Origin of the sequence: Streptomyces sp. NPDC056527, from assembly GCF_042794475.1 — a bacterium.
Classification (GTDB): domain Bacteria; phylum Actinomycetota; class Actinomycetes; order Streptomycetales; family Streptomycetaceae; genus Streptomyces.
On sequence record NZ_JBHTTQ010000069.1, the window covers coordinates 1 to 17,416 of the forward strand.

The following is a 17,416-nucleotide window of genomic DNA, read 5'->3' on the forward strand; positions in this document are numbered from 1 at the left end:
CGGCCGGGCCGTCGGCGTCTGTCGAGGGAAGGGTCCGTCAAGAAAAGCCCAGGTCACGCATCTTCACACCGCCATCACTCGAACGGTTGTCGAATGCGCCTACACTCCCGCAGGCCATGTGCATGGCAAGTACACGGGAGGAACGCGTGAAGAGGAGCTTCAAGACGAGGGCGGTGTTGTCGATCATGGCGACGCTCGCCGCGTCGCTGCTGACGGCGGCACCCGCGCAGGCCGTCGATGATCCAGGGCTGGAGCTGGGCAACTTCGAGCTCCGCCCGATCGGCAACCGCGCCGAACTGCAGGGCCGGGTCGACAAGCTCAACGCCGATCTGCCGAACATCGGCGTGAACTCGATCCTCAAGTCGGATGCCCGCCAGGGCACGTGGAGTTCGGGCGTCTGCAACTCGGCGGCGGTGGAAGCCGGCACGAAGCCGGAGAACCTCACCCGGAGCTTCTGCTTCGACGACGCCGACAACGGCAACGCGAACTCCGAGTGGTGGCCGCAAGGCGTGACCACCGTCGCCGACGCCGACGAGGACCAGACCTGGGGCGATCCCGAGACCGGGTGGGACCCCGCGGACCACAAGCCGATGATGGTCACCTGGTACAACAAGGACGACTGGAACGACGACAAGAAGCCCGACGACGCGGACTCCGACGGGCTGAACACCGAACGCAAGGGCGTTCGCGTCTCCTTCATCGACTCCAGCACCGGGAAGTACGCCCACGTCCTGCTGGTGTACCCGTTCATCAACGCCTCGGGCAACGCCAGTTACATGAGTGTGCGCACCTCGCAGCACTACTCGTCGAGTCAGTACAACTACGGCTCGCTGCACGCCGGCGGCATCGTCTGGTACGGCTACTACCTGTACGTGGCCGACACCAACCGCGGATTCCGGGTCTTCGACCTGCGCAACATCGTCGACCTCGGGGCCCTGCCCGCCGACAAGTGGGGTACGTCCAAGAACGCCATCGGCAGGCAGGACGGCGTCTACCACGCCCACGGCTACCGCTACATCCTTCCGCAGAGCGACGGGTGGACCAACACCGCCTGCGACACGGTCGAGCCGCCGCCGGGCACCCCCTGCGACATGCAGGACAACGACAAGACGTGCGAGGCCAACGACGTCACGCCGAAGACCAGCTACGCCGGTCTCGACCGCAGTTCGAGCGTCCGACACATCACCACCGGCGAGTGGTGCGAGAAGGCACAGGTCACGGACGCGTACACCACCGGCAGGGTGATCCGTCGGCCGATGAACGCCAGTGGGGGAACGCCGAAACTGGACAGCAACGGATACTGGGCGGCCGACGAGGCGTACCGCATTCCCTTCAACACGTCGTACACCGACAACGGCGGGATCCAGGGCGCCGCGGTGATCAACGGTACGTACTACCTAAGCCAGAGCCGAGGTTCGTCGAACGGCCGGTTGATCGTCGCCAGGCCCGACACCAGCACGGGACGGCTCGTCGAGACGTCCCCCCGCCGGGTGTCCGCGATCGGTGTCGAGGACCTCTCCGTCTGGCCCGGATCGCCGAACCAGCTCTGGACGGTCACCGAACACCCCGGCCAGCGAATGCTGTTCAGCGTCACTCCCTGACCGTGTGACCTGGTGCGCGGCGCCCGGGACGGCTTCGGCCGACCCGGGCGCCGCCCTGTTTCCCCGTACGTCGTCAGCCCGTCGGCTGCTCGCGTTCCTGCTGGGCCAGGAGGTAGCCCGCCTGGAAGCGGCTCTCGGCGCCCAGGGCCGCCATCACGTCGGCGACGTGGCGGCGGCAGCTGCGGACCGAGAGGCCCAGGCGGCGGGCGATCGCGGCGTCGGTCAGGCCCTCCGTGAGGAGGCGGACGATCGTCTGCTTGAGTTCGTCGGAGATGTCCATGATGGTCTGGCGGTCCCATTCGGTCTCGAACGGGAGCGCCTCCAGCCAGAGGCGTTCGTACGCGCCGACCATGAACGAGACCACGTGCGGTTCACGGATCAGGACCGCCGCGTTCGGGTCGTCCGGGACGGGGATGACCGCCGTCGCGCGGTCGAAGACCAGCATCCGCATGAACTCGTCGTCCAAGGTGCGCACCTGCGCGCCCAGCTTGCCGACCCGCTCGACATAGGCGCAGGTGCCCGAGGAGAAGCGGGCGGTGTGCTGGTAGAGGATGCGCATCCGGACGCCCCGGCGCAGGAGTTCCTCGTCGCGGGCGACCGCCTCTTCGAGGACCTCGGCGCGCCGGCCGCCGCCCGGCTGCGCGGTCATGACCTCGCGCTCGCAGGTGCGGCCCAGTTCCGTGATCGCCTCCCGGACCGCCCTCAGATCGGTGAGGACCTCCACATACTCCGCCTGCCGGAGGTGTGTCATTCGGGACAGATGCGTCTCGTAGAGCGGCATGAACGCCATCAACTGCTCACGCGTGCGCTCCATGTGCAGGCGCCGGGCCCGCATCTCGCGCTCCAGCGGGCCCAGGGTGCGCTGCACCGCCTCGTCCGGTGGTACCGGCAGGACCCCGCGCTCCGGCGTGCGGCGCAGCAGGCCCATGTCGAGCAGGGCCGACACCGCCGACTCCACGCGCGCGAGCGGGAGTTCCAGCTCCTCGGCCAGGTCCGCCGGTCGCGCGGGGAGGTCCGGATCGCGTCCCAGGATCGTCGTGTAGACCCGTGCCGGTGGATCGTCGGGTGCCAGGCCCTCCGGTAGGGCCTCCCCCGGAGGAGCGCCCATGAGGCCGACCGCGAAGCCCCCGCCCGGGCCGCTCGCGAGCCCCTTGGGCCTCTCGCTTCTGTCTGGTATCGCCACCTTTACCCCCGCTTGTGACAGCGTCCTGTTGCTGCCATGCAGCCTAATGAGCCATGCGGTCCGCCCGATACCCATGCAATCCCGGATACGTTCATCTCACCGCCCACAAGGTCAAAGCTCACAGAGCTCGTGAAGCACACGAGCCATGCAAATCCCTTGAAAACACTCGGACTTACTCAGCGCGGAAGAGAGAGCAGACGAATGAAGCGGCGGATCCGCAACACCGTGTACGCCACCCTGATCACCGCCCTCGCGGGCCTGGCCACCGTCACCGGCACGCAGCTCGCCGCCGCCGGTGCGGGCACGGACGACACGGGCTGGGGCGCGGCGGTCGTCGGCGGCACCTACGACACCGGCTGGGGCGCTCCGGTCCCCGGCCCGGGAACGAACGACACCGGCTGGGGATGACCGCATGACGCTGCTCGACTGCACCCTGCGCACCAGCGGGCAGCTCACCGGCGGCGCGCCGTCACCGCAGCTGGTCGTCGACTACCTCGCGGTCTGCGCGCGGCTCGGCATCGACGTGATCGAGCTGGGGTACGTGCACGACCCCGCCGCGCGGCCGGCCGGCGCCCCGCTGCCCGACGTCCTGACGGTCACCCGTACGGTCAGTGGCGCCGAGCGGTACGGGCCGCGGTTCGCGGTCCTGCTCGACGCCGCCGAACTGCCCCCCGGGGACGGCCCCGCCGTGGCGGCGGCCGACCGGATCACCGACCGGATCGCCGCCGTCCCCCTCCCCGTCGGCCTGGTGCGCGTCGCCGTCCGCTACGACGAGGTGGCGCGTGCCGCCGCCCCGCTGGGACGGCTGCGCGACGCCGGGTTCGGCGTCTGTCTGCTCCTCACCGAGATCGACCTCGCCTCCTACCCCGAACTCGACCGATGTCTCGCCGAGACGGCGGCGCTCGGACCGCTCGACGCCGTCTTCCTCGTCGACTCGCTCGGCTCGCTCCGCCCGGAGCGGGTCATCGAACTCGTCCAGTCCATCCGCGCCGCCGTGCCCGCACCGGTCGGCATCCACGCCCACGACAACCAGGGGTTCGCCCTCCACAACACCGTGGTGGCCCGCAGCGCCGGCGCCACCTGGCAGGACGCCGCCGTGCACGGGATCGGCCCGGGAGCGGGCATCACCCGCACCGAACAGCTGCTCGCGCTGCTCGGCGCGACACCCGGCGACCTCGGTCCGCTCCTCGAACTGATCGCCACGCACGTCGCCCCGCTCAAGCGCCGGTACGGCTGGGGCGCCGGACCCCGCCAGGTCATGGCCGGCCTCGCCCGGATCCCGGTGACGGCGGTACGGGGGCTGGACGGGGGCTGAGGCGGTCATGCCCCGCCCGGCGTCGGGGGTGCGCCTTCCGCCCCACCGGGCGTCGGGGGTACGCCCTCCCCGGCCCCCGTGCCGGGGGTGCGCCCTCGTCCCACCCTGCGTCGGATGTGCACCCTCCCCGGCCCCGTGCCGGGTGTCGCCCTCCCCGGCCCCGTGCCGGGGTACGCCCTCGTCCCACCCGGCGTCGGGGTACGCCCCCGCCCCAACCCGGCGTCGGAGGTGCGCCCGCCCCGCGCGCTCGTCGACCGTCGCCTGCCGCACGTCTCAGGAGACCCGTATGCCCTTCACCGCACCCATCCCGCCCCCGGGAGAGCCGGCCGCCGCCGTCACCCCGTACGGCAGCGCCGATACCACCACCCAGCCCGCCCGGCGGGCAGACCGCTCAGGAGAGGCCATGGCCGACCGCAGCCCGAACCGCTTCCGCATCGACCGGAGTTCCGCCGAGGAGGAGTTCGGCCTCGCCTGCCAGCGGCTCATTCCGTGGCCCGGCGGGGACGAGGAGCCGCCGGTCGGCGCCATGGCCTGCTTCCTGCGGCCCGGTGGCGACTCCGACCCCGACTGCCACAACCAGGACGAGGTCATGATCATCCTCTCCGGCGCCGGCAGCGTGACCCTCGACGGCACGCTCGAACCGCCGTTCCGCGCGGGCGACGTCGTCGTCCTGCCCCGCAACCAGGAGCACGTCGTCCACAACACCGGTGACGAGGAGCTCAGCTGGGTCTCCCTCTACTGGCCGCTGCGCGAGCCCGCCGTCCGTACCGAGAACGAGGAGGTCGCGGCGTGAGCGCGACGCACTGGATCACCGCCACCCCGCCCACGCCCAACGGCGACCTGCACATCGGTCACCTCGCAGGCCCGTACCTCGCCGGTGACGTGCTGCGCCGCTATCTGGTGGCCGAGGGCACGGGGACCGTCCGGTACACCACGGGTCTCGACGACCACCAGAGCTACGTTCCCGTCCGCGGCCTCAACGACGGCGGGCGCAAGGGCGAGGAGGTCGCCGACGGTTACGGCGAGTCCATCGAGTCCGTCTGGCGGCAGGCCGGCGCCGACTTCGACGCGATCGTCCGCCCGCGCCGTGACGTCGAGTACCTCTCGGCGGTGCAGGAGTTCTTCCAGCGGCTGTACGACACCGGCCACATCGTCGCCCGTACGCGACCGCTGCCGTACTGCACCGGCTGCGAGCGCTGGCTGTACGAGGCGTACCTCAAGGGCGGCTGCCCGCACTGCGGCTCGGGCTCCAACGGCAACGCCTGCGAGCCGTGCGGTCGCCCCAACGACTGCGCGGATCTGATCGACCCGGTCTGCACCGGCTGCGGCGCCACCCCCGAACTCCGCGACTGCGAACGGCTCTACTTCCCCCTCGCCCCCTTCGAGGAGCAGCTCACCGCCTTCTGGGCCGAGGTCGACATGCCCCCGCACCTGCGGTCGCTCTGCGAGTGGATGCGGGCCGAGGGGCTGCCGGAGATCGCCGTCAGCCACCCCTCCGAATGGGGTGTTCCGGTACCGGTCGCGGGCTTCACCGACCAGCGGATCTACGTGTGGTTCGAGATGGCCCCGGGCTATCTGCTGGAGTGGACCGGCGCAGGGGAGACCGGGCCCGCCCCGGCTCCCGTGCAGTTCTTCGGCTTCGACAACGGCTACTTCCACGCCCTGCTGTTCCCGGCGGCGTTCCGGGCGTACGACGCGGAGATCGCGCTGCCGAAGGCGTTCGTGGTCAACGAGTTCTACCGCCTCGAAGGGCTGAAGTTCTCCACGAGCCGGCGGCATGCCATCTGGGCGCACGAGGAGCTGGCCCGGACGAGCGCGGACGTGCTGCGCTACCACGTGCTGTCGGACCGGCCCAACGGGCGGCAGACCAGCTTCAGTTCGGCCGCTCTCGAGATCAGCCGGGTGCGGCTCGCGGAGCGTTGGGACGGGTGGCTGGGCCGCCTGTTCACCGCCGTCGCCGAGGGCGGGGGCGTGGTCCCGTCGGAGGCGCCCCGGGGCGCCGCTTGGGAGCGGCTGCGTCGGCGCCTGACGGAGACCGTCGGTCAGCTGCGGGAGGCGTACGGGGTCGAGGGGTACGACGCCCGGCGGGCTGTCGCGCTGCTCGACGAGGTCGTCGCGCTCGCGGAGGACTTCGGGTACGTGAACGGCTTCGAGGCGGAGCGGCCGGACGGTGCCTCGGCGTACCGCGCCGCGCTGGCCGCGCAGCTGGCCGTGGCCGCCGCGCTGTCGGCGTGGGCCGCGCCGGCGCTGCCGTACGGCTCGGCGCGACTGGCGGAACTGCTCGGCCTTCCCGCGGTACGCCCCGTGGACGCGGTGGCCCTGACCCCGCTGGTCCCGGGCGCGCCGCTGGCGGCCTGGCCGGGGACGGTCTTCGGTGGCTGAGGCCCTGGAGGGCGTGGGTGCGGTCGGCGCCGGGGCACGGTCCCCGGGCGCCGGGCCCGGTGGTACCGGTGCCGGGTACCCGCGCTCCGGTGGCCGGCCCGTCCCCGCCGAGTCCGCGCCCCCCGAGCCCGTCCCTGCCGAGTCCGTGCCTGCCGAGTCCGCGCCCGCCGAGTCCGTGCCCGCCGAGCCCGTGCCCGCCGAGATCGTCCCCGCCGAGTCCGCCGGTGCCGAGTCATCGCTGCCGCGCGGCGCCGTCGTGGGCCCCTTCTCGGGGCCCCGGGCCGCTTGGGGCGAGCACCTGGAGCGGGCCGCGGCCCTGTACGGGGACGTCAACTGGGAGTTGTACGACGACCGGGGGGAGGCGGAGACCGCCCGGCAGATCGCCGAGGCCGTCGTCGCCGAAGGCCGGCACACGCTGGTGATCGGTCACTTCAACAGCGCCGGCGCGCGGGCCGCGCTGCCCGTCTACCGGTCCGGGGGCCTGCCCGTCCTCCTGCCGCTGGCCACGACACCGGACCTGCTCGCGGACTGCGGGGGCACGGTTCTGCGCTGGTGCCCCGACGACCGTGCCCAGGCGGCGGATCTGCTCGCCGCCGTCGGCGCGGCCGGCCACACCCGGATCGTCGTCACCCACGACGGGACGGCGTACGGGGAGGGCCTGGCCCGACTCGTACGGGACGCGGGGCAGCCCGCGGCCACCGGCCTCCCGGCCGGGCCGGTCGTCTCGGACGGCAGCGGCCCGGCGACCGGCGCGCTGCCGGGTGCCGGCCCCTTGGCCACCGGCTTCCGCACGTCCGCCGGAGCGCCGGAGCTCGTCTCCGCCCCCGGGGCCGACGCGGCCGCGCTCACCGCCCTCGTCGTGTGCGGGACGCACGGCGGGGCCGCGCGGGTCGGGCGGGAGTGGCGGGACGCGGGGTTCGAGGGGGAGCTGTACTTCACCGACGACTGCGCGGTCGACGAGTTCTCCGAGCTCCTCGGGGACGCGAACCGGGGTGCTCGCGTGGCCCGGATGCGCGGAGGGCCGGAGGCCCACGTCACGGCCGCGTTCGCGGCGGCCACCGCGGCCCTCACCGAGAACCCCGAGCGGACCGGGCGGATCCTGCTCTCCGCCGTACGGGCCCACGCCGACCGGGCGTTCACCGCGCTCGGGGAGCCGGTGGAGGGGAGCGTGGGCTGGGATCTCGACCCCGTACCGGTGCGTGCGTCGCCGTCCCCGGGCGGCGCGGGTCACCGCGGCCGGGCCTACGACGTGATCGTCGTCGGTGCCGGAGTCGTCGGGGCCGCGACCGCCGCCGTACTCGCCCGGCAGGGCGCGCGGGTGGCGCTCGTCGCGCCGATGGACGGGCGCCGGGACCATGCCACCGCCTGGTCCGGCGGGCTCGTGCGGGCCTTCGAGGCCGACCCGTACCTGCGGGGGCTCGCCCTCCGCAGCCACCAGCTCGCCTGGGGGCCCGCGGCCCTCGTGCCGGGACCTTACGGCTTCGTGCCGACCGGGTCGCTCGTGCTGTGCGGCGAGGCCGACCTGGACCAGGCCGAGAAGGGCGTCGCCGAGCTCAACGGCGCCGGGGTGCCCGCGGAGTTGCTGGAGCCGGGGATGGTCAGGGAACGGTTCCCGGGCCTCGCCGTGGACGGGGTGAGCGCCGCGGTGTGGGAGCCGGAGGGCGGTTACGCCGATCCGCCGCGCACCGCGCGCGTGTACCGCGACCGTGCCCTGGCCCACGGCGCGCGGCTGCTGCCCGCCCGTGTGCGCGAGCTGGTCGCACCGCCCGGGGCCGACCGGGTGCGGGTCCTGCTGGAGCCGGGCGGGCCCGTCGAGGCCCTGGCCGTCGTCCTGGCGGCCGGCAGCGGCACCGGTGCGATCGCCGGGCACCGGCTGAGCGGTTCGGACGCGGGGCGTACCAAGAGCATTCGGTACGGCTTCTTCCACCACCCGGACACGGCCGGCCTGCCGACCGTCGTCGACATGGTGACCGGCGTCTGGGGGCGGCCCCAGATCACCGGGGAGGCGGCGGGCGGATACATGGCGGGGCGACCCGTCGACGAGTGGGACGTACCCGCGGGGGGCGAGGACACGCTCACCGACGAGCACGTGGCGTACATCCGCCAAGGGGCGGCCGCGCGCTGGCCCTGGCTCGCGGACCCGGCGACCCGCTTCCTCGGCGGCCGGCAGGGCGTCGACCTCTACACCCCGCACTCCCTGCCCCACCTCGGCCGGGAACGGTCCGACAGCCGCATCGTGCTGGCCACCGGCTGGTCCGGCGCCGGCTTCAAGACGGCCCCGGCAGCAGCGGAACTCGCGGCGGCGGAAGCCCTGGACGTCCTGTCGACCACCTGACTCCGCCCGACGGGCCCGGTGCTCCCGGCACCGGGTCCGTCCCCGACCCCCCACCCCACCGAAGGTGACACCCATGACGGATCTCATGCCCCGCCCCGCGCCCCCAGGCGGGGAAACGGCCTCGAAGAGGCTTGGCGTTCGGGCGCTCGTCGTCTTCTACGTCAGCAGCCTCGTCGGGACCGGCATCCTGCTCGTGCCCGGGCTGACCGAGCGGCAGGCCGGGCCCGCCTCCGTGCTGGCCTGGCTGGCGCTCGCGGTCTGCTCGTACCCGTTCGCTCGGTTCTTCGCCGAGATGTCCGCCTGGCGGCCCGACGCCGCCGGGCTCGCCGCGATGGTGACCGCCGGGCTCGGGCGGCGGCCGGGGCGGGCCGCCGCGCTGCTGCTCGTCGCCACGTACGTCATCGGCAACCCCGTCATGGGCATCGTCTCCGCCCGCTGTCTGCTCGGCCTGCTCGGGCAGCCGGACGGGCCCGTGTACCCGATCGCCATGGGCTTCATGGCCCTCTCCGCCGCGTTCACCCTCCTCGGGCTCACCGCCGGAGCGCGGGTGCAGGCCGCCTCGCTCGTCGTGCTGCTGCTCGGGCTCGGCGGGGCCGTGGCGGTCGCCGCGCCGCGGTTCGACGCCGGGGAGTACACGCCGTTCCTGACGAACGGCTGGGACGGCGTCGGCATCGCCGTCGTCACCGCGTTCTTCTCCTTCCTCGGCTGGGAGAACGTCTCCACCCTCGCCGAACAGGTCGACGACCCCGCCCGCAGCTACCGCCGCGCCATCCGCTGGGCCGTACCCGTCGTCGGGCTCCTCTACGCCGCCGTCACCGCCGCCTACCTGGCCGTCCCCGGCGACGAACCCGTCGTCATCACCGCCCTGCTCGGCGCATCCCTCGGCGAGGCGGGCGCCGTCGCCGGCGATCTGCTCGCCCTCGGCCTCGCGGTCGTCGCCACCAACGCCTGGGTCCTCGGCGCCACCCGCGTCGTCCGGGCCGCCGCCCGCGACCGCATCCTGCCGCGCACCCTGGCCGACCGGCCCGTGCCGGCCACCGTCGCCCTGACCCTCGCCTACACGGCGGTCCTCGGCGCCCTGACCCTCACCGACACCGGCGAGGAGCTCGTCCTCATCGTCACCAGCAGCGCCTTCCTGCTGCTGTACGTCGCGGCGGCCGCCGCCGCCCTCCGGGCCCACGGCACCGGACGCGCCCTGCGCGCCACCGCCGTCGTGACCCTGGTGATCGCCGCCGTCTTCCTCTCCTTCGCCGGAACGGGGCTCCTGCTCGCCCTGCTCCTCGCCGCAGGCTGCGCCGCCCTCACCGCCCGTACGAACTCCTGAGAACCGAAAGGCACCACCATGAACGCGACCACTCCCGTCTACGACGTCGTCGGTGTCGGCTTCGGCCCCGCCAACCTCGCCCTGGCCATCGCCATCGAGGAGTACAACGAGCAGGCCGCGCCCGACGAGAAGCTCACCGCCGTCTTCCTGGAGAAGCAGCCGTCCTTCGGCTGGCACCGCGGCATGCTGATCCCGGACGCCACGATGCAGGTCTCGTTCCTCAAGGACCTGGCCACGATGCGCAATCCGACGAGCCGCTTCGGCTTCGTGCCGTACCTGCACGACCGCGGCCGACTGGTCGACTTCATCAACCACAAGGCGCTGTTCCCCACCCGCGAGGAGTTCCACGACTACCTCCAGTGGGCCGCCAACGGCGTCGACCACATGGTCCGTTACGGCCTGGAGGTCACCGGCATCCGCGCCGCGACCCAGGCGGGCCCGGTCGTCGAGGTCGACGTCGCCGCCCGCGGGGAGGCGGAGGCGGTCACCTACCGGGCCCGCAACCTGGTCCTCGGCACCGGACTCGTGCCCCGCCTTCCCGAGGGCGTGGTCTCCGCCGAACGCCTCTGGCACAGCAGTGAGTTCCTGCACCGCCTCGCCGCGCTGCCCACCGAGAACCCGCGCCGCTTCGTGGTCGCGGGGGCCGGACAGAGCGCCGCCGAGATCGCCGACCACCTCCACCGTACGTACGAGAACGCCGAGGTCGTCGCCGTCCACACGCGCTACGGCTACAGCCCGGCCGACGACAGCCCGTACGCCAACCGCATCTTCGACCCGGAGGCCGTCGACCTCTACCACGGCGCCGACCCGGACGTCCGGAGCAAGCTGATGGCCTACCACCGCAACACCAACTACGGCGTGGTGGACATGGACCTCATCGAGGAGCTCTACCGCCGCTCCTACCAGGAGAAGGTCCGCGGCGAGCAGCGCCTGCGCATCATGGGCGCCTCGCAGCTGACGTCGGTCGAGGCCGACGCCGCCGAGGTCCGCGTCCGGGTGCGCAACCTCGCGACCGGCGAGACCGAGGCGCTCACCGCCGACGCCGTCGTCTACGCCACCGGCTACACGGAGCCCGACCCGGCCCGTCTCCTCGGTGAGCTGAACGCCGCCTGCGAGCGCGACGAGGAAGGCCGGCTGCGCGTGCACCGGGACTACCGCGTGGTGACGGGACCGGAGCTGGAGGCCGGCGTCTATCTGATGGGCGGCACCGAGCACAGCCACGGCATCACGGCGAACCTGCTGTCGATGGGCGCCGTGCGGGCGGGCGAGATCTGCGACTCCCTCGCGGCCGGCCGCCGTTCCGACAGGCGGGCGCCGGTGGCGGCCCGCGGCTGAAGCCCGTAGAACCCGGGAAGAACTCCACCGCGCGCCCCGCGCCCAGGACCGATCGCCGTCACCCACGACGGCCGTACGAAGAGGACACCATGAGCACCGCCGCCGAACAGGTACCCGCGCCGGACGAACTGGCCGCCACCGAGCGGACCCGGCTGCGCCGGATGCGCCACAAGGGCAGCCACCGGCGCGCCGATCTGGAGGCGGTGCTCGCCGCCGGCTTCCTCTGCCACCTCGGCGTCACCGTCGACGGGACCACGATGGTGGTGCCCACCGCGTACGGCACCGACGGCGACCGGCTCTATCTGCACGGTTCGGTCGCGAGCCGCAGCCTGGTCCAGGCGCCCGAGGCGACCGTCTGCGTCACGGTGACGCACGTCGACGGCCTGGTGCTCGCCCGCTCCGTCTTCGAGCACGGCGTCAACTACCGCTGCGCGATGATCTACGGCGTCCCGCGGCTCGTCACCGACCCGGAGGAGAAGCTGCGGGGGCTGCGCGCGCTCACCGAGCAGTGCGCGCCGGGGCAGTGGGAGTACGCCCGGCAGCCCAGCCGCAAGGAGCTCGCGGCGACCGCGCTGGTGGCGCTCGACCTCGTCGAGGCCTCGGTGAAGATCGCCACCGGTCCGCCGGACGACGGGGAGAGCGAGGACGCCGCGCTGGGGCTGTGGGCGGGGGTGCTGCCGGTCGTCACCACCTTCGGGGAGCCGGTCGCCGATCCTGTCCTGCCCGCCGACATCGATCTGCCGGCGCACATCGCGGACCGCGCGGGCCGCGTCCTGACGGGGGAGGCGATGCAGGCATGACGTCCACGAACGCCGACGCGCGAGGCTCCGACGGCGCGCGGGCCGCCGATCGCGCTCCCCGCACGAACGCCGACGCGCGGGCCGCCGACCGCGCCCATGTCTTCCACTCCTGGTCCGCGCAGGCGCAGACCGATCCGCTGCCGGTGGCCGGTGCCTCCGGCGCCTACTTCTGGGACCACGAGGGCAACCGCTACCTCGACTTCTCCTCCCAGCTCGTCTACACCAACATCGGCCATCAGCACCCCCGGGTCGTCGCCGCGATCCAGGAGCAGGCGGGGCAGCTGTGCACCGTCGCCCCGAGCTTCGCCGTCGACATCCGCTCCGAGGCGGCGCGGCTGATCGCCGAGCACACCCCCGGCGACCTCGACAGGATCTTCTTCACCACGGGAGGCGCGGAAGCGGTCGAGCACGCGGTACGGATGGCCCGGCTGCACACCGGCCGGCACAAGGTCCTCTCCGCGTACCGCTCGTACCACGGCGCCACCTCCACCGCGATCCATCTGACCGGTGACCCGCGCCGCTGGCCCTCGGACACGGGCGCCGCCGGGGTCGTCCACTTCTGGGGTCCGTACGCCTACCGGTCGTCCTTCCACGCCACCGACGAGCGGCAGGAGTGCGAGCGGGCCCTGCGCCACCTGGAGGAGACGATCCTCGGCGAGGGGCCCGGCACGATCGCGGCGGTCCTCCTCGAACCGGTGGTCGGCACGGCGGGGGTGCTCGTGCCCCCGGACGGCTATCTCGCCGGGGTGCGGGCGCTGTGCGACCGGTACGGCATCGTGTTCGTCCTGGACGAGGTGATGGTCGGTTTCGGGCGTACGGGACGCTGGTTCGCCGCCGACCACTGGGGGGTGGTCCCGGATCTGCTGACCTTCGCCAAGGGGGTCAACTCCGGTTACGTACCGCTGGGCGGGGTCGCGATCGGCGAGAGGATCGCCGCGACCTTCGCCGACCGGCCGTACCCCGGCGGTCTGACCTACTCCGGGCATCCGCTGGCCTGTGCGGCGGCGGTGGCCACCATCGAGACCATGCGCGCCGAGCGCGTCGTCGAGCACGCGGCGGACCTCGGCGCGCGTGTTCTCGGCCCGGGATTGCGTGAACTCGCCAATCGGCACCCCAGTATCGGTGAAGTTCGCGGCCTCGGCGCCTTCTGGGCACTGGAGTTGGTGGCCGACCGCACCACGCGCGAGCCGCTCGTCCCCTACGCGGCCACCGGTGAGGCGGCCGCGCCGATGGGCCGGGTCGCCGCGGCCTGCAAGGCGCGCGGGCTGTGGCCCTTCGTCCACATGAACCGCATCCATGTCGCGCCGCCCTGCAACCTGACGGAGTCGGAGGCGAAGGAGGGACTCGCGATTCTCGACGAGGCGCTGGAGGTAGCCGACGCGGAGGCGCGGTGATCAGGGCGGGACCTGGTCAGCTTTGTTCGCTCTTCATCATTTGCCCGTGTTTCCCAGAAGTCGGCGTCTGAAACCCCCAATTGATCCGGTGCCCATTCCTGCTGTCGTCCTGTACCGTCACAGACTCATAAGGGTGGGTGCCCTGATCTCCGTACCGGAATCGACCGTCCGGCGCCGAATGATTCGGGGCGATTAAAGGATTCGATCGCGAATCGACCCGTTGAGTGAGGAGGGGGACAGTGGGGGGCTTCGCCGAGCCGTGCCGTGGGACGCGTGCGGGCACGGACTTCTCGTCGTTGGCGGCGCTGATCGGGCAGGACGAGACCTGCGTCGACGTCTACCGCCTGGTGATCAGCGAGCCGCGCTGGGGGCTCACGGAGATCGCCGGAGAGCTCCATGTGGAAGAAGCCGCGGTCCGGGGGTGTCTGGACAAGCTCGCCGAGCTGTCGATGCTCTATCCCACCAAGGACGCCACGGATGTCGCCCCCATCAGTCCCGAAGTCGGCCTCGCCGCCCACATTCACCGCAGGGAGACCGAGATCCACTCCCAGCAGCTGGAGTTGGCCGCGATGCGGGCGGCGACCGCCGAACTGACCGCGATCTACGCCTCGCAGCGGGGCCGGCACAACAACGTCGGCCTGGAGCAGCTCGAAGGGGTCAACGAGGTACGGGCCCGGCTCTCGGAGCTGGCCCGGCACGCGACCACCGAGATCCTCGCCTTCATGCCCGGCGGCGCGCAGAGCCCCGAGGCGCTGGAGGCCAGCCGGCCGCTCGACGAGCAGACGCTGGCGGCCGGGGTGAGGCTGCGGACGATCTATCTGGACAGCGTGCGCAACGACCGGACGACCACCGAGTACGCCCGGTGGCTCGCCGAACTCGGCGGCGAGATCCGCACGATGCCGTCGCTGCCGCTGCGCATGCTGATCGCCGACCGGTCGGTGGCGCTGCTGCCGGTCAGCCCCGAGGACACCAGGGCGGGCGCGGTCATCCTGCGCGCGCCGGGTGTGGTGACCGCGCTGCTCGCGCTCTTCGAGATGGTCTGGGAGCGGGCGACCCCGCTTCACGGCCGCTCGCGGCCGGCCGCCGGCGCGCCCTCGGAGCAGGAGATCGAGCTGCTCAGGCTGTTGCAGAAGGGGCATACGGACGAGGTGGCGGCCCGCAAGCTCGGCCTCTCCCTGCGCACGACCCGCCGCATGATGTCGGGCATCTCGCACCGCCTCGGCGCCCGCAGCCGCTTCGAGACCGGCGTCCTGGCGGAACGAGCCGGCTGGCTCTGAGCGCGCGGCCGGGCCGGCCGAGGGCCCGGTGGGCCCTTTGGTGCCATGGCAGGAAGATGCCCGGAGCTTATCGGCGTGCGGCGCGAAGCGGCTGGGATTCTCTCTGCCATGTACGCCATCCATCTCGAGGTCCCGCGGATCGATCCCGGTGAGCTGGCCAGAGCGGTGTCCCAGGTCTCCAGCTGTCAGGTGGAACACGTCTATCTGCCCAGACTGCCGGAGCCGGAGCAGCGCTCCGTCGTGTTCGTCTCCGCCGACTCCGCGCCCGAGGCCGGCACGGGCGTCCTCGCCGCCGTCCGGTTCCTGCTGCGGCCCCCGGTCGGCCGGATGCGGGTCGAGTTGAGAGTGCCCCGCGCGGGCCGGGACGTCGGGCTCTGCCACGGCGTCGTGTCCGTCGTGTCCGCCGTCGACGACCACCGCCGTCGCTGAACCTGGCCACTTGCAGCCACTGCACCTTGGTGCCACGGGATTCCCTTGAAGGGCCCGGCCGCCGGCTGACACATTCAGCAGGGCGAGGGCGGCCGGAATAGCCGCCGAATAGCCGGGCGCGCCGAACGTCGAGAATTCCGAAATCTCCGCTCCATGACTGGGAAAGGCTCCACGTCTATGAATCCTGGTGCGATGTCCAGCGAATCGCTCGACGATTCGCTCACCCTGCACGAGAACTTCGAGCGGATCGCCGCGCGCTTCCCGGAGTCGGTGGCGGTCAGCGACGGCGGGACGCGGCTGACGTACCGCGAACTCGACGCGCGTGCCGCGACGTTGGCCCAGGTCCTGCGCGGCGCCGGCGTCGGGCGGGACCAGCGCGTCGGACTCTGCCTGGAGCGCGGTGCGGAACTCGTCGTCGGCCTCCTCGGCATCCTCAAGGCGGGCGCGGGCTACGTCCCGGTCGACCCGGCCTACCCCACCGAGCGCCGGGACTTCGTCCTCGACAGCTGCGACGCGCCCGTCGTCGTCACGAGCACGGCCACCGCCCCGCTCGTCGACGGCCGCACCGCGGTCCTCGTGGACGCGCTGCCCGAGAAGGTCGCCGACACCCCTGCCGGGCACGAGGGCGCGAACGCGTCGAGCCTGGCGTACACGATCTTCACCTCCGGCTCCTCCGGCGAGCCCAAGGGCGTCCTGGTCGAACACCGCAACGCGGTCCGGCTCTTCACCGCCACGGCACCCGTCTTCGGCTTCGACGAGACCGACGTCTGGTCGAACTTCCACTCCGCCGCCTTCGACTTCTCCGTCTGGGAGATCTGGGGCGCCCTGCTCCACGGCGGCCGCCTGGTCGTCGTCGACAACGAGACGGCCCGCGACCCGCAGGCCCTCCACGCCCTGCTGCGCCGCGAGCGCGTGACGGTCCTCAACCAGACGCCGTCCGCCTTCCGCAACCTCATGAACGCCATGGCCGCCGACCCGGAGCCCGGCTCGCTCAGCCTGCGGTACGTCGTCTTCGGCGGCGAGAAGCTGGACTACCGCGCCCTCACGCCGTGGACCGACCGGCACGGCCTGGACGCGCCGGTGCTCGTCAACATGTACGGCATCACCGAGACCACCGTGCACGTCACCTGGAAGCGGATCTCGGCCGCCGACCTGACCGCCGAACCGGCCGTCGAGGGTCTCAGCCCCATCGGCGAGGCCATCCCCGACCTGCGGATCGACATCCGCGACGAGGACGGCACCTCCCTTCCGGTCGGCACGGAGGGCGTCATCCACGTCTCCGGCGCCGGTGTCGCCCGCGGCTATCTGAACCACCCCGAGCTGACCTCGGAGCGCTTCTCGGAGCGCACCGAGGCCGACGGCACGACCGTGCGCTGGTACGACACCGGCGACCGCGGTGTGCAGATCGCCCCCGGGGAGTTCGCCTACGCCGGCCGCGCCGACCGCCAGCTCAAGATCCGCGGCTACCGGATCGAGCCCGGCGAGATCGAGGCCGTGGTGAAGAAGCACCCGGCCGTCCGGGACGCCGTCGTCCTGGCCGCCGACTTCGGCTCGGGAGAGCCGCGGCTGGTCGCGTTCCCGGTGACGTCCGCCGCTCCGGAGCAGCTGACGGCGGAGCTCAAGGAGGCCGTCGCCACCGCGCTGCCCGCCTATATGGCCCCCTCGGCCTATCTCCTCCTCGACGAGCTCCCGGTCACCGTGAACGGCAAGCTCGACGAGAGCGTGCTGCGCAAGCGCCTGGAGCTGAAGCTCGCCGAGGCGGTCAAGGGATCCACCGCCGAGGCCCCCGCGGGGCGGGGCGCCTCCGTCGAGGAGATCCTGCGCGGGATCTGGGCCGAGGTCCTCGGCACCGACGACATCGCCGACACCGACGAGTTCTTCGACCTCGGCGGAACCTCCTTCTCGCTGATCCACATGCTGAGCCTCGTCAACGACCGCTTCTCGATCTCCCTGAACGTCGGCACGCTGGCCGAAGGCGCGAACATCGGCGCACTCGCCGCGGCCGTCAAGAACCAGCTCGCCCTCATCTCCCAGTAGGAGC

14 protein-coding genes are annotated in these 17,416 nt (G+C 72.6%); 13 read left to right on the plus strand and 1 reads right to left on the minus strand.

The genetic code is table 11. From position 1 onward, the window contains the following. Positions 1 to 146: 146 nt before the first annotated feature. Complete coding sequence (locus ACFQ7Q_RS26620) at positions 147 to 1,601, plus strand: hypothetical protein (protein WP_383559404.1); 1,455 nt, start codon at positions 147 to 149, stop codon at positions 1,599 to 1,601. A 73-nt stretch (positions 1,602 to 1,674) separates the two neighbouring features. On the opposite strand, the gene ACFQ7Q_RS26625 is transcribed toward ACFQ7Q_RS26620, so the two are convergent. Then, positions 1,675 to 2,709: a LuxR C-terminal-related transcriptional regulator gene (locus ACFQ7Q_RS26625; protein ID WP_383559406.1), complete on the minus strand. Its 1,035-nt coding sequence runs from the start codon at positions 2,707 to 2,709 to the stop codon at positions 1,675 to 1,677. A 276-nt stretch (positions 2,710 to 2,985) separates the two neighbouring features. Between ACFQ7Q_RS26625 and ACFQ7Q_RS26630 the strand changes: the two genes are divergently transcribed. The 12 genes from ACFQ7Q_RS26630 to ACFQ7Q_RS26685 all read left to right on the plus strand — a co-directional run bounded on the left by ACFQ7Q_RS26630 (position 2,986) and on the right by ACFQ7Q_RS26685 (position 17,412). Continuing rightward, positions 2,986 to 3,192, plus strand: a complete 207-nt coding sequence (locus tag ACFQ7Q_RS26630; protein ID WP_383559408.1) for a hypothetical protein — start codon at positions 2,986 to 2,988, stop codon at positions 3,190 to 3,192. 4 nt (positions 3,193 to 3,196) lie between these two features. Beyond that, positions 3,197 to 4,099, plus strand: a complete 903-nt coding sequence (locus ACFQ7Q_RS26635) for a hypothetical protein (RefSeq protein ID WP_383559410.1) — start codon at positions 3,197 to 3,199, stop codon at positions 4,097 to 4,099. A gap of 286 nt (positions 4,100 to 4,385) precedes the next feature. Continuing rightward, positions 4,386 to 4,892 (plus strand): cupin domain-containing protein, encoded by a 507-nt coding sequence (locus ACFQ7Q_RS26640; RefSeq protein WP_383559412.1) that lies wholly within the window; start codon positions 4,386 to 4,388, stop codon positions 4,890 to 4,892. Next, positions 4,889 to 6,481 (plus strand): class I tRNA ligase family protein, encoded by a 1,593-nt coding sequence (locus ACFQ7Q_RS26645; protein ID WP_383559414.1) that lies wholly within the window; start codon positions 4,889 to 4,891, stop codon positions 6,479 to 6,481. The genes ACFQ7Q_RS26640 and ACFQ7Q_RS26645 overlap by 4 nt, the downstream gene beginning before the upstream one ends. Continuing rightward, the gene (locus ACFQ7Q_RS26650; RefSeq protein ID WP_383559416.1) at positions 6,474 to 8,816 is read left to right on the plus strand and encodes an FAD-dependent oxidoreductase; all 2,343 of its coding nucleotides are present in this window, start codon (positions 6,474 to 6,476) and stop codon (positions 8,814 to 8,816) included. Before ACFQ7Q_RS26645 ends, ACFQ7Q_RS26650 begins: the two co-directional genes overlap by 8 nt. A 73-nt stretch (positions 8,817 to 8,889) precedes the next feature. After that, positions 8,890 to 10,140 (plus strand): APC family permease, encoded by a 1,251-nt coding sequence (locus ACFQ7Q_RS26655; RefSeq protein WP_383559418.1) that lies wholly within the window; start codon positions 8,890 to 8,892, stop codon positions 10,138 to 10,140. 18 nt (positions 10,141 to 10,158) lie between these two features. After that, positions 10,159 to 11,475, plus strand: a complete 1,317-nt coding sequence (locus tag ACFQ7Q_RS26660; RefSeq protein WP_383559420.1) for a lysine N(6)-hydroxylase/L-ornithine N(5)-oxygenase family protein — start codon at positions 10,159 to 10,161, stop codon at positions 11,473 to 11,475. A gap of 89 nt (positions 11,476 to 11,564) precedes the next feature. After that, on the plus strand, positions 11,565 to 12,275 hold the full coding sequence (locus ACFQ7Q_RS26665) for a pyridoxamine 5'-phosphate oxidase family protein (protein WP_383559422.1): 711 nt from the start codon (positions 11,565 to 11,567) through the stop codon (positions 12,273 to 12,275). After that, positions 12,272 to 13,669, plus strand: a complete 1,398-nt coding sequence (locus ACFQ7Q_RS26670) for an aspartate aminotransferase family protein (RefSeq protein WP_383559423.1) — start codon at positions 12,272 to 12,274, stop codon at positions 13,667 to 13,669. Before ACFQ7Q_RS26665 ends, ACFQ7Q_RS26670 begins: the two co-directional genes overlap by 4 nt. 239 nt (positions 13,670 to 13,908) lie before the next feature. Then, the gene (locus ACFQ7Q_RS26675) at positions 13,909 to 14,946 is read left to right on the plus strand and encodes a helix-turn-helix transcriptional regulator (RefSeq protein WP_383559425.1); all 1,038 of its coding nucleotides are present in this window, start codon (positions 13,909 to 13,911) and stop codon (positions 14,944 to 14,946) included. Between the two features lie 108 nt (positions 14,947 to 15,054). After that, positions 15,055 to 15,375 (plus strand): hypothetical protein, encoded by a 321-nt coding sequence (locus tag ACFQ7Q_RS26680; protein ID WP_383559427.1) that lies wholly within the window; start codon positions 15,055 to 15,057, stop codon positions 15,373 to 15,375. 192 nt (positions 15,376 to 15,567) lie between these two features. Continuing rightward, on the plus strand, positions 15,568 to 17,412 hold the full coding sequence (locus ACFQ7Q_RS26685) for an amino acid adenylation domain-containing protein (RefSeq protein ID WP_383559428.1): 1,845 nt from the start codon (positions 15,568 to 15,570) through the stop codon (positions 17,410 to 17,412). Positions 17,413 to 17,416 lie beyond the last annotated feature (4 nt).

Bases quoted from the DNA above. Each gene is read 5' to 3' on its own strand.
- ACFQ7Q_RS26625 (WP_383559406.1), bottom strand. From the start codon at position 2,709: ATGGGCGCTCCTCCGGGGGAGGCCCTACCGGAGGGCCTGGCACCCGAC.
- ACFQ7Q_RS26630 (WP_383559408.1), top strand. From the start codon at position 2,986: ATGAAGCGGCGGATCCGCAACACCGTGTACGCCACCCTGATCACCGCC.
- ACFQ7Q_RS26635 (WP_383559410.1), top strand. From the start codon at position 3,197: ATGACGCTGCTCGACTGCACCCTGCGCACCAGCGGGCAGCTCACCGGC.
- ACFQ7Q_RS26640 (WP_383559412.1), top strand. From the start codon at position 4,386: ATGCCCTTCACCGCACCCATCCCGCCCCCGGGAGAGCCGGCCGCCGCC.
- ACFQ7Q_RS26655 (WP_383559418.1), top strand. From the start codon at position 8,890: ATGACGGATCTCATGCCCCGCCCCGCGCCCCCAGGCGGGGAAACGGCC.
- ACFQ7Q_RS26660 (WP_383559420.1), top strand. From the start codon at position 10,159: ATGAACGCGACCACTCCCGTCTACGACGTCGTCGGTGTCGGCTTCGGC.
- ACFQ7Q_RS26665 (WP_383559422.1), top strand. From the start codon at position 11,565: ATGAGCACCGCCGCCGAACAGGTACCCGCGCCGGACGAACTGGCCGCC.
- ACFQ7Q_RS26670 (WP_383559423.1), top strand. From the start codon at position 12,272: ATGACGTCCACGAACGCCGACGCGCGAGGCTCCGACGGCGCGCGGGCC.
- ACFQ7Q_RS26680 (WP_383559427.1), top strand. From the start codon at position 15,055: ATGTACGCCATCCATCTCGAGGTCCCGCGGATCGATCCCGGTGAGCTG.
- ACFQ7Q_RS26685 (WP_383559428.1), top strand. From the start codon at position 15,568: ATGTCCAGCGAATCGCTCGACGATTCGCTCACCCTGCACGAGAACTTC.